The organism is Vibrio sp. NC2 (assembly GCF_025195005.1).
GTDB lineage: Bacteria > Pseudomonadota > Gammaproteobacteria > Enterobacterales > Vibrionaceae > Vibrio > Vibrio splendidus.
Genome location: NZ_JANVFC010000016.1, coordinates 97,627 through 109,101, shown reverse-complemented (window position 1 = coordinate 109,101; position 11,475 = coordinate 97,627). Strand labels below are relative to the sequence as shown.

The 11,475-nt window shown below is 44.6% G+C and carries 12 protein-coding genes; all 12 read right to left on the bottom strand.

Going from position 1 to position 11,475, the window contains the following annotated elements; translation table 11 throughout:
* Window positions 1–141: 141 nt before the first annotated feature.
* The 12 genes from deoD to NX845_RS17880 all read right to left on the bottom strand — a co-directional run bounded on the left by deoD (window position 142) and on the right by NX845_RS17880 (window position 11,295).
* A complete protein-coding gene (gene deoD / locus NX845_RS17935) occupies window positions 142–861 on the bottom strand; it encodes a purine-nucleoside phosphorylase (RefSeq protein WP_004734474.1) in 720 nt (239 codons plus the stop codon).
* Window positions 862–925: 64 nt separating this feature from the next.
* Window positions 926–2,146, bottom strand: a complete 1,221-nt coding sequence (locus NX845_RS17930) for a phosphopentomutase (RefSeq protein WP_065682522.1) — start codon at window positions 2,144–2,146, stop codon at window positions 926–928.
* A 76-nt stretch (window positions 2,147–2,222) separates the two neighbouring features.
* On the bottom strand, window positions 2,223–3,551 hold the full coding sequence (deoA, locus tag NX845_RS17925) for a thymidine phosphorylase (protein WP_026012373.1): 1,329 nt from the start codon (window positions 3,549–3,551) through the stop codon (window positions 2,223–2,225).
* Window positions 3,552–3,662: 111 nt separating this feature from the next.
* Window positions 3,663–4,439, bottom strand: a complete 777-nt coding sequence (deoC, locus tag NX845_RS17920; RefSeq protein ID WP_004734477.1) for a deoxyribose-phosphate aldolase — start codon at window positions 4,437–4,439, stop codon at window positions 3,663–3,665.
* A gap of 523 nt (window positions 4,440–4,962) precedes the next feature.
* Window positions 4,963–6,225 carry a NupC/NupG family nucleoside CNT transporter gene (locus NX845_RS17915; RefSeq protein WP_017080006.1) on the bottom strand — a complete coding sequence of 421 codons (1,263 nt, stop codon included), beginning with the start codon at window positions 6,223–6,225 and terminating at the stop codon, window positions 4,963–4,965.
* 204 nt (window positions 6,226–6,429) lie between these two features.
* Window positions 6,430–7,242 (bottom strand): TatD family hydrolase, encoded by an 813-nt coding sequence (locus NX845_RS17910; protein WP_050546471.1) that lies wholly within the window; start codon window positions 7,240–7,242, stop codon window positions 6,430–6,432.
* Window positions 7,223–7,378, bottom strand: coding sequence for a DUF5363 family protein (locus NX845_RS17905; protein ID WP_157939097.1), 156 nt, complete (start codon window positions 7,376–7,378; stop codon window positions 7,223–7,225). Before NX845_RS17905 ends, NX845_RS17910 begins: the two co-directional genes overlap by 20 nt.
* A 105-nt stretch (window positions 7,379–7,483) precedes the next feature.
* Window positions 7,484–9,064 carry a peptide chain release factor 3 gene (prfC, locus tag NX845_RS17900; RefSeq protein WP_017095469.1) on the bottom strand — a complete coding sequence of 527 codons (1,581 nt, stop codon included), beginning with the start codon at window positions 9,062–9,064 and terminating at the stop codon, window positions 7,484–7,486.
* A gap of 173 nt (window positions 9,065–9,237) precedes the next feature.
* A complete protein-coding gene (gene rimI / locus NX845_RS17895; RefSeq protein ID WP_029222735.1) occupies window positions 9,238–9,693 on the bottom strand; it encodes a ribosomal protein S18-alanine N-acetyltransferase in 456 nt (151 codons plus the stop codon).
* Complete coding sequence (locus NX845_RS17890; protein ID WP_029222295.1) at window positions 9,686–10,084, bottom strand: DNA polymerase III subunit psi; 399 nt, start codon at window positions 10,082–10,084, stop codon at window positions 9,686–9,688. Before NX845_RS17890 ends, rimI begins: the two co-directional genes overlap by 8 nt.
* A 154-nt stretch (window positions 10,085–10,238) precedes the next feature.
* Window positions 10,239–10,742: a GNAT family N-acetyltransferase gene (locus NX845_RS17885; protein WP_004734484.1), complete on the bottom strand. Its 504-nt coding sequence runs from the start codon at window positions 10,740–10,742 to the stop codon at window positions 10,239–10,241.
* A complete protein-coding gene (locus tag NX845_RS17880) occupies window positions 10,726–11,295 on the bottom strand; it encodes an SCP2 domain-containing protein (protein ID WP_017080003.1) in 570 nt (189 codons plus the stop codon). Before NX845_RS17880 ends, NX845_RS17885 begins: the two co-directional genes overlap by 17 nt.
* Between the last annotated feature and the right edge of the window lie 180 nt (window positions 11,296–11,475).

Sequence of the window (11,475 nt, the reverse complement as noted above, 5' to 3'; positions counted from 1 at the left end):
AAATAAGATGCATGAAAAAAGCCAGCAACTTGCGTTACTGGCTTACTAAAATCGTCAACGTATTTTAGGACGAGACATCTGTTAATTTGGCTAGCTATATTTATTCGAGAGCTAGAAACAACTTAAACCACAAAGTAACTCTTACTCTTGATCACCAAGAAGCACAGAGTCTAGTGCGATAACCATCATGTCGTTGAAGGTCGTTTGACGCTCATCTGATGTGGTTTGCTCACCAGTTTTGATGTGATCAGAAACAGTACAAATAGTCAGAGCTTTTGCGCCGTATTCAGCACACACACCATAGATACCTGCTGCTTCCATCTCGACGCCAACAATGCCGTATTTGTCCATCACTTCGAACATCTCTGGATCTGGCGTGTAGAACAACTCCGCCGAGAACAGGTTACCCACTTTTACGTCTACACCACGCGCTTTTGCTGCATCTTCTGCCGCACGCACCATTTTGTAATCTGCGATAGCCGCGAAGTCATGGCCTTTAAAGCGAATACGGTTCACTTTTGAGTCAGTACACGCGCCCATGCCAATCACCACATCACGCACTTTGATATCTTCACTCACTGCACCACAACTGCCGACACGAATGATCTTTTTCACACCAAAGTCTTTGATCAGCTCAGTCGCGTAAATAGAACAAGATGGAATGCCCATACCGTGCCCCATAACCGAAACCTTACGACCTTTGTAAGTACCCGTGTAACCAAACATATTACGAACATCACACACCTGAACCACTTCTTCTAAGAAGGTTTCAGCGATGTATTTAGCGCGTAGCGGATCGCCAGGCATTAGAACTACGTCAGCGAAATCACCCATTTCAGCATTAATATGTGGAGTAGCCATTGAAAATATCCTTAATCTCAAAACAAAAAAGAAGAGAGAGGTTTCCCTCTCTCTTAGTTAACCATTACAGAAAGCTTGTACCGTATCCCATTGGCGATGTGCCAAAGTATGACGCTAAGCTTTGACCGATATCAGCGAAGGTATCACGACGGCCTAGAGAGCCTGCTGGAACCTTGTTACCGTAAACAATCACAGGGATATGTTCACGAGTATGGTCTGAACCCGGCCATGTTGGGTCACAACCGTGGTCTGCAGTTAGGATAAGCACGTCATCTTCTTTCATCATATCGATGATTTCATTGATACGGCCATCGAAGTACTCAAGCGCAGCTGCGTAACCGGCAACATCACGACGGTGGCCGTATGCTGAGTCGAAATCAACGAAGTTAGTGAACACGATAGTGTTGTCGCACGCTTCAGTAATCGCTTCTTTGGTTGCTTCAAATAGCGCTGGAATACCTGTTGCTTTGGTTTTCTGAGTGATACCACAACCTGCGTAGATATCAGAGATCTTACCGATTGAGTGAACGTTGCCGCCCTTCTCATCAACCAGCTTCTGAAGTACCGTCGCCGCTGGTGGCTCAACAGAAAGGTCACGACGGTTACCAGTACGTTCGAATTGACCTTTACCTGCACCAATAAACGGACGAGCGATAACACGACCAATGTTGTAGTCAGCTAGCTCTTCACGAGCAATCTGACAAAGATCTAATAGGTTTTGTAGGCCGAATGTCTCTTCATGACATGCGATCTGGAAAACAGAGTCTGCAGAAGTGTAGAAGATTGGCAGGCCAGTCTTCATGTGTTCTTCACCTAGGTTATCTAGGATTTCTGTACCCGATGAGTGGCAGTTACCTAAGAAGTCAGACAGACCAGCACGCTCAAGGATGCGATCAGTCAGTTCTTTTGGAAAGCTGTTCTCTTTGTCGGTGAAGTAGCCCCAGTCAAACAATACCGGCACACCTGCGATTTCCCAGTGACCTGATGGCGTGTCTTTACCAGAAGACAGCTCAGCCGCGTGACCGTAAGCGCCAATGATCTCAGCGTTTGCGTCCATACCAGGAGCAAAGCGACCTGTCGACTCTTTGTGAGCCATCGCTAAACCTAGCTTAGACAGGTTTGGCAGCGTTAGTGGACCTTTACGATCCGCGTTGTCTGCAAGGCCTTGATCACAACGGTCAGCAATGTGACCCATTGTATCCGAACCTACATCGCCGAATGTGTCAGCATCCGCTGTTTCACCGATACCGAATGAATCTAAAACTAAAATAAATGCTCTTTTCATTTTCTTCACCAACTTATTGCTCTTTGCACCAGAACTCTGTTTATCGGTATACACGAGGTATACCGATATCTGTTATTTACACGTCTTCAGAACGAATCTGACGGTAAACATCTGGCGTTGCTGTATATTCTCCGCCCACAGTGATTGCATTTTGTAATGCCGTCGCAGCTTCTTGCCACTGTTGTTCATTGCGAGCATGAATCATTGCTAATGGTTTATCGTCGCTTGCTACTTCGCCAAGGCGAATGAAGCTATCAAAACCGACTGCGTAATCAATGCTGTCTGTTGCTACGCGGCGACCACCGCCCATACCAACGACAGCCATACCAATTGCACGCGTATCCATCGCTGATACTACACCGCTTTCGAGGGCGTACACTGGTTTAACAATTTCTGCTTTTTCTAGGTAGTTATCGTAGTTCGTTACGAAATCTACTGGACCACCAAGGCCCGCTACCATCTTACCGAAGCACTCTGCTGCTTTACCGTTATCCAGTACTGCCATCAGTTTTTCACGCGCTTCATCTGAATCTTTTGCTAGGTTACCCAGCACCAACATTTCCGCACACGACGCTAGCGTGATTTCCAACAAACGTGGATTACGGTATTCGCCTGTTAGGAATTGAACCGCTTCACGGACTTCAACTGCATTACCCGCTGAAGAAGCCAGAACTTGGTTCATGTCCGTTAGGATTGCTGTTGTTTTAGTGCCTGCACCGTTTGCTACTGCAACGATAGATTTTGCTAACTCTTCAGATGCTTCATACGTTGGCATGAATGCGCCTGAACCGACTTTTACGTCCATTACTAGAGAATCAAGACCAGCGGCCAGTTTCTTAGATAGGATTGAAGCGGTGATCAGTGAGATGTTGTCTACTGTTGCTGTGATATCGCGAGTCGCATAAACACGCTTATCAGCCGGTGCTAGATCGCCGGTTTGGCCGATGATCGCCACGCCAGCTTCTTTGGTTACGGCACCAAACACATCGTTGGTTGGTGTAATGTTGTAACCAGGGATAGATTCTAGCTTGTCTAGCGTACCGCCAGTGTGGCCTAAACCACGACCAGAGATCATTGGAACGAAACCGCCACATGCTGCCACCATAGGGCCAAGCATCAGAGAAGTTACGTCGCCAACACCACCAGTAGAGTGTTTATCAACGATTGGGCCATCAAAGTTCATGTGGCTCCAGTCAATCACCATGCCTGAATCACGCATTGCACATGTTAGTGCGATACGTTCTGGCATCGTCATTTCATTAAAAAAAATAGCCATTGCGAATGCGGCAATTTGGCCTTCAGAAACCGTGTTTTTAGCGACACCTTGGATGAAAAAGTTAATTTCTTCTGTGGTCAGTACTTCGTTATCACGTTTTCTGCGAATAATTTCTTGAGGTAGATACATTAGTGCCTCCCAAACTCTAGTGAGTATGGTGTGTAGGGAAAGAGGTAATATGGAGTGACTTAACGCCACTCCATCAAACAGACTTAATTGTTATATACCCGAATGGGTAAATTAGTATGCTGCTGGATCAGCAGTCTGGTCTGTCACTTCTAATGTATTAAGAAGGTTAGTTAGTAGGCTTGAAGCACCAAAACGGTAGTGCATGTTGTCTGCCCATTCAGCGCCTAGTAGCTCATCAGCCATTGCTAGGTAAGCTTGAGCATCTTCAGCTGTACGTACGCCACCAGCTGGTTTGAAACCAACAGTTTTAGCCACGCCCATGTCACGAATAACTTCAAGCATCATGCGCGCGAATTCAGGAGTCGCGTTTACTGGCACTTTACCTGTTGAAGTTTTGATGAAGTCTGCACCTGCTTCGATACAGATCTGAGAAGCTTTCTTGATCAGTGCTTCTTCTTTTAGCTCACCAGTTTCGATGATCACTTTAAGCGTGATGTCACCACAAGCGGCTTTACATTGCTTAACTAGCTCAAAGCCAACTTCTTCGTTGCCAGCAATAAGAGCACGGTATGGGAATACTACGTCAACTTCGTCTGCGCCGTACGCTACCGCTGCTTTCGTTTCTGCAACAGCAATTTCGATGTCGTCATTACCATGAGGGAAGTTAGTTACAGTCGCGATGCGTACTTCTGGAGTACCTTGCTCACGCAACGCCTTCTTAGCGGCTGGGATGAAGCGAGGGTAAATACAGATTGCAGCGGTGTTACCAACTGCAGTCTTCGCGTCATGACAAAGCGCCACTACTTTTTCAGTAGTATCGTCATCATTTAGCGTCGTTAGGTCCATAAGTTTAAGTGCACGTAGAGCTGCTGCTTTTAAATCGCTCATTTCTATCTCCGATCAATATATTCAAATAGTTAACTACTTCGCCACCCATCCAGTATAGATGGATATTTTAGTAATGCTCAGTAGTCACAAATGAACGGACTTGGTTCCCTGAAGACTTGATAACTTTCGCTATCAATTGCAATCCTTGTCACCGCACAGTACCAGTTTGGTCTATGGCACAACAAATCAGTCATGTTGTGTCTAACATCTATAGCGTATCGCTAAGTTTGGCTTAATCCCAGAAGAATAACCTTTAGATAAATCCAAGCAGTTACTTTCTTGCCAACAAGAGACATCCTGTCCCTTAAGCTTATACATTATAGGTATCCATCAATAAATTGTAGTGCTCCTTAGAACGCAAACGGTTTGTATCTCAAAAAAACATTCTAGACCCATTTTCGACTCCAAGCATTCACTCATGCTAATGCTCAAAATCACTAGGCCCAAAAACAAAAAAGCCCCGCAGCAATTTCTTGCTACGGGGCGATATTATTATGGCGTCTATATATCGATTTCTAACTGATTAGAAAGACAGGAAGAAGCCAGCAATTGTTGCTGCCATCAGGTTAGATAGAGTACCAGCTACAACCGCTTTAACACCCATACGTGCGATGTCGTGGCGACGGCTTGGTGCAATACCACCTAGACCACCTAGAAGAATCGCAATTGAAGAAAGGTTTGCGAAACCACATAGAGCGAACGAGATAATTGCTTGAGTCTTAACAGACATTACTTGGCCAGTCGCTTCAACGATTTGAGCGTTCTCACCGATGTATGGTACGAAGTTTAGGTATGCAACGAATTCGTTAACAACTGTCTTCTGACCAATGAAAGAACCAGCGATAGTTGCTTCTTCCCATGGAACACCAATGATGAATGCTAGCGGTGCGAAGATCCAACCTAGAAGAAGTTCTAGAGTTAGGTTTTCCATACCGAACCAACCACCGATGCCACCTAGGATACCGTTGATAAGAGCGATTAGACCGATGAATGCTAGTAGCATTGCACCAACGTTAAGTGCTAGTTGTAGACCAACTGACGCACCGCCAGCAGCTGCATCGATAACGTTAGCAGGCTTGTCGTCGCCACCGTCGATGTCTGAACCTAGGTTCTCGTCAACTTCATCAGTTTCAGGCTTGATGATTTTAGCGAAGAGTAGACCACCAGGTGCTGCCATGAATGACGCTGCAACTAGGTACTCTAGAGGTACACCCATAGATGCGTAACCTGCTAGTACACCACCAGCTACAGAAGCCAAACCACCACACATTACTGCGAATAGTTCGGAGTTAGTCATTTTAGGAACAAAAGGACGAACAACTAGAGGTGCTTCTGTTTGACCAACGAAAATGTTTGCTGCTGCAGACATAGACTCGGCGCGAGAAGTACCTAGAGCTTTCTGAAGACCACCACCAAGAACTTTGATTACAATTTGCATTACACCAATGTAGTAAAGTACAGAGATAAGTGCAGAGAAGAAAATCAGAGTTGGTAGTACTTGGAAAGCAAAGATGAAACCGATACCGTCAACTGAGAAGTTAACTAGGCTACCGAATAGGAAACCAGTACCGTCTTTACCGTAGTCGATCACGTTTGCTACACCAGCAGAGAAACCTGCAAGTAGATCACGACCCCAAGGGATGTAAAGTACGAATGCACCAAGTGCGAATTGGATAGCGAAAGCGCCACCCACTGTTCTTAGATTAATAGCTTTGCGGTTGTCGGATAGTAGTACTGCGATTGCAATCAGTGCAACCATTCCGACGAGGCTCATAAACAGGCTCATAGTTTATGACTTCCTTATTAGTTATTTATTGGCGTGTTACAAAATGGGGCTATAAAGCGGAGGCAATTATACTCATGCGACCACTAATAAAGTAATGCCGTCCTCACACTTTCGTACAAGATTCATGTACCATTCACACGCAAATGTGAACCAAATCACAAGCTCAGTGCAATTTACGCAAACGATAAACAAAAACCTTCGATTTTATTCACATATACCGAATGCACGATGGCTATTTTGCCAAATTTGCGCTGCAACCGATTGCTTTGGCTCTTTTCTAAGCAAAAATAGTTCATTTAAAATCGTAACTAAATATTTGGAATGATTAACATTTCCTTGGTTTCCATACATGGGCATGTCCGGAGCATCCGTTTCCAATACCAAGCATTCAAGAGGCAGTTTTGCGATGGTTGTGCGTGTTTTTTGTGCTCTTGGGTAAGTAATCGTTCCACCGACACCAATATAGAAACCGAGCTTGGTCCACGCCAAAGCTTGCTGTTCACTCCCTGAAAAACCGTGAATCACCCCGCCAAAAGTGAACTTGTGCTGCTTTAATAATTCAATGAGTCGGTTATAAGACTTCCTCTCATGGATGATCAAAGGCAGCTCAAATGCCTTCGCTAGCTCCATTTGTTGGATGAAAAAGCGTTCTTGTTTCTCCCGCTCGACATCGACAAAAAAGTCGAGACCACACTCTCCTATCGCAACGCATTGACCGGTTCTTGATGAGAGTAATTGGCGAAGCTCTGAGAATTGCTCGTCATTGGCTTGCTCTAAAAAGTAAGGGTGGAAACCTAAGGCGTAGTAAACATTAGGGTAAGATTTGGCGATTTTATCGAGCTTCGACCAGTTACTTTGGCCAATAGAAGGAATAAGAATCTTCTCGACTTGAGCTTGTTTCGCTTCTTTAAGATAGCTATCAATACTTTGATCCGGTGTAAAACCTTGCTCAAACGCCTCAAAATCCGCATGGCAATGAGTATCAAACAGCGGAAAGTCACTTATTTTCTGTGTCATCTTCCCTACTCTCTGTTTGTTTCCCTTGGGGATCACGACGATAAGCAACACAACTGCGCTTGTTCTCAGGCGTTAAACCAAGCTCTTCACACCACTTGTCGTATTTCTTAATCCAAGCTTTTATCCAACCCAAAATACTCATGCTCAAACCTCAGTATTCATCCTCAAACAGCACGTATTAAAAAACGCCTACTGCAGAACAATAGACGTTTTTGTTTAACTCGAATAGATCGCGGAGAAATTAGTGCTCGCGCGTCGCTCGGAACTGAACGTCAGGGAAACGCTCAGTAGCTAGGTTCAAGTTCACCATTGTAGGTGCGATGTAAGACAGGTTATCACCACCATCTAACGCTAGGTTAGCTTGGTTCTTACGTTTGAACTCTTCTAGTTTCTTCACGTCATCACATTCAACCCAGCGAGCTGTCGCAACGTTAACACCTTCGTAGATAGCTTCTACGTTGTATTCCGCTTTCAAGCGCGCTACAACCACGTCGAACTGAAGTACACCAACCGCACCAACGATCAGGTCGTTGTTCTGCATAGGACGGAATACTTGTACTGCGCCCTCTTCAGAAAGCTGAACCAAACCTTTTAGAAGTTGCTTCTGCTTTAGTGGATCGCGTAGACGAATACGACGGAATAGCTCAGGCGCGAAGTTTGGAATACCAGCGAACTTCAAGCTTTCGCCTTGAGTAAAGGTATCACCAATCTGGATTGTGCCATGGTTATGCAAGCCAATGATGTCACCAGCATACGCTTTTTCAGCTCGCGCACGGTCGCCCGCCATGAAAGTTACCGCATCCGAAATACTTACGTTCTTGCCAGTACGAACATGATTCATCTTCATACCTTGGTTGTAAGTACCCGAAACGATGCGCATGAATGCGATACGGTCACGGTGTTTTGGATCCATGTTTGCTTGGATCTTAAAGACGAAGCCAGAGAACTTCTCTTCTGTCGCTTCAACATCACGCTCGTTAGCTTGACGAGTTTGAGGACCCGGAGCCCACTTAGTCAAACCATCTAGCATGTGGTCAACACCAAAGTTACCCAATGCTGTACCGAAGTAAACAGGCGTTAGTTCACCAGCAAGGAACAAATCGAGATCAAACTCAGGACATGCGCCAATAACCAATTCAAGCTCTTCACGAACACTGCTCGCCAGATCTTCGCCAACAGCTTCGTCTAGTTCAGGGTTATCTAAACCTTTAATGATGCGAACTTCTTGGATCTCATGGCCGTGGCCAGATTCGTACAAGATCGTTTCATCACGATGAATGTGATAAACACCTTTAAACTCTTTACCACAACCGATTGGCCATGAGATTGGAGCACAAGCCATACCTAGCTCGCTTTCCACTTCATCAAGCACTTCCATTGGGTCACGAACGTCACGGTCAAGTTTGTTCATAAACGTTACGATTGGAGTATCACGTAGACGCGTTACTTCCATCAGTTTACGAGTACGATCCTCGACACCTTTCGCAGCATCGATAACCATCAAACAAGAGTCAACCGCTGTTAGAGTACGGTACGTATCTTCCGAGAAATCTTCGTGTCCTGGAGTATCGAGTAGGTTTACTAGGCAATCATTGTATGGGAATTGCATTACCGACGTGGTTACCGAAATACCACGTTCTTTTTCCATCTCCATCCAGTCAGATTTAGCGTGCTGGTTAGAGCCACGACCTTTTACGGTACCCGCTTTTTGAATTGCGTTTCCGAATAAAAGAACTTTTTCAGTAATCGTGGTTTTACCCGCATCCGGGTGAGAGATAATTGCAAACGTTCTACGTTTGCTCACTTCTTGTTGGAAAGACATAGTCGCCCTTTGCTGATCTAAAGCGTAAAAAGGGCAAGTAGATAATACTTGCCCTTGAATTCTGTGTGCGGATTATACAGAAAGCGAGTCACTTTCTAAAGGGTCAGTTTACACCCTATTTTGTGGCTAATTCTGTGGTTAGTTATCTAGTCGGCTAAAAGACGTAACACGCCCTAACTAAACGACATAAAAAGATAGCTCATAATGATCGCATCTTCGTTGCCTTGCTTGGTTGGGTAATAGTTACGACGACGGTCAACTTCATTAAAGCCAGCCTTCTCGTAAAGATTAAAAGCATTCACATTACTTTCGCGAACTTCCAGCCAAGCACTTTCCGCGTCAGCTTGTTCACACATATCGAGAAAGTGCTCAACCAAAGCCTTGCCGTAACCTTTACCTTGCTGCTTAGGGTCAACCGCTATCGTCAGCAAAGTCACTTCACCGACAATGTTCTGAGCATAGAAATAGCCGACAACCTTTCCATCGACTTCTAAAACACGGTGGCTGCCTCCACGGCTATTAAGATCACGAATCATGTTTTCAGACCAAGGATGAGAATGCGCGGTCTGCTCAATTTGCCAAATTGCGTCTAGGTGTTGTTCTGAAGTTGGTAAAAGTTGATTAGTCATAAGCACAAATTTGTTGCCATAAGTCGCGGCGATGTTGGTTATTACCGTTAATGTCAGACAGTAATGGAGATTGAAGTGTTTTTGCCTTCAGTTCATGGGCAGATTCGCAACCAGCAAACCATACCCATTCAACCGAACCTAAATCCACAGCAGACAAGTGTTGTGGTTGAAGGTGTAAAGCCTGAGATAAGTCGAGCTTGATACTTTTAAGTACGCGTTCAAACATCACAGCGAGATCTTCCTGAGGTTTTTCAGGCGAAACCAGTAGCAACTTACAGTCGCTCGATAGTGGAATCAATTCAGATTCGTAGCCAACCAAACGCTCTGGGTGACTAAGCTCCCATTGGCTGATGCCCATCTCTTGCAGGTATTGTGCGTGTGTTTGTGACATATCTAGCGGTGTAACCTTAGGTTTGTTGGTATTGCTCTTCTTAGAGCGAACTGAAAAGGAGCTCATTGGGGCTGATACTAACAAAAAATAAAGGAGCATCAAGCTCCTTTATTTAGACTAAATCAGTTTGTATCGGATTACGTGGTAAATCAGCTTATAAGTCGTTGAACTCTGGGCTGTAAGCAATCTCACCAGAATGCCCAGCAAACACACCTTCTACCAACTCAATCGCTTGGAAAGCACCTTCAGGTACATCCCAAACACAACTCAGGCCAAACTCGCTCGCAGCCTTAAAACCAAAGCGGCCGTAGTAAGCAGGATCACCAAGCACAACACAGGCTGGGTAACCGAAATCTACCAATGTAGAAAATGCGTCTTCAACCAGTGATTTGGCAATACCTTGATTGCGGTACTCTTCTTTCACTGCGAGAGGCGCAAGTCCCTGCCAGTTATGATCGTCACCATGGAGAGTGATAGGGCTAAACATCAGGTGACCAACCACCTCGCCCTCATCAGAACAAGCCACCAGCGATAGCGTTAAATGGCTATTCTCACGCAAGCTCATAACCAAATTAGCTTCTGCATCTGTTTCAAAAACAGATTTCAATAAACGATCAATGACAAGTATATCTGCCGGTGCTTCAGTTCGAATAAGCATTCATTACCTCACTTTGTGTATCTGGGGATTGTACTCCCTTCTGCACAAAATCAGCTAATTGATTTAACAAAGTTTTCATAGGAGTCGGCAATACGTCTAAATCTACGCTATCCATCAAGTTTTTGACTTCTAAACCAAGCTCTGTATCGCCCTCAATAGACAGTCTACGTTGAAAGAAAAGCGTATCTGGGTCTTCTTTACGCCCGGCAATCAGCACAAGATCGTTAAGGTTTCCGCTAAAGCTTACATCTTCAACAACCTCGTTATCAGCTACAACTAGTTGCTCATTTTGATAGCTAATACACCAACTTAACCCCATATCTTTTATTGAGACTTTAAGCCACTTGTCTTCTAAGAATTCAAAGTCACCGTCCTCTAAAGCTTCCTTAAAGACATTCTTAAGCGCCTCCAATAAGGCTCTTTTTTGTACTGTTTTAGGCAATAACTGGACTGGAGATCGCAAAATTGATGCGGCATTTTGAACTAGTTGAGTGCGAATCTTGTTTATCACGTGACTTATCCGTAACTTTGTCAATAATATGGAATGCATCATAGATGATGTTGAAATCTCAGTTACTGTTATGTATCAAATTAACTTCGGTTTGATACTCGACCTTTAATATCCTGAAAATCACAGTTATAGTAACTCAGGTCATGAGAATTACAGCGGATCGCTGCACTCACAGGTAAATATCGATAGCCACACAAAAAGTAATAAATATTTATCGATAGT

Coding starts and splice junctions, on each gene's coding strand:
- deoD (WP_004734474.1), bottom strand. CDS start 861: ATGGCTACTCCACATATTAATGCTGAAATGGGTGATTTCGCTGACGTA.
- NX845_RS17930 (WP_065682522.1), bottom strand. CDS start 2,146: ATGAAAAGAGCATTTATTTTAGTTTTAGATTCATTCGGTATCGGTGAA.
- deoA (WP_026012373.1), bottom strand. CDS start 3,551: ATGTATCTACCTCAAGAAATTATTCGCAGAAAACGTGATAACGAAGTA.
- deoC (WP_004734477.1), bottom strand. CDS start 4,439: ATGAGCGATTTAAAAGCAGCAGCTCTACGTGCACTTAAACTTATGGAC.
- NX845_RS17915 (WP_017080006.1), bottom strand. CDS start 6,225: ATGAGCCTGTTTATGAGCCTCGTCGGAATGGTTGCACTGATTGCAATC.
- NX845_RS17910 (WP_050546471.1), bottom strand. CDS start 7,242: ATGACACAGAAAATAAGTGACTTTCCGCTGTTTGATACTCATTGCCAT.
- prfC (WP_017095469.1), bottom strand. CDS start 9,064: ATGTCTTTCCAACAAGAAGTGAGCAAACGTAGAACGTTTGCAATTATC.
- rimI (WP_029222735.1), bottom strand. CDS start 9,693: ATGACTAATCAACTTTTACCAACTTCAGAACAACACCTAGACGCAATT.
- NX845_RS17890 (WP_029222295.1), bottom strand. CDS start 10,084: ATGTCACAAACACACGCACAATACCTGCAAGAGATGGGCATCAGCCAA.
- NX845_RS17885 (WP_004734484.1), bottom strand. CDS start 10,742: ATGCTTATTCGAACTGAAGCACCGGCAGATATACTTGTCATTGATCGT.
- NX845_RS17880 (WP_017080003.1), bottom strand. CDS start 11,295: ATGATGCATTCCATATTATTGACAAAGTTACGGATAAGTCACGTGATA.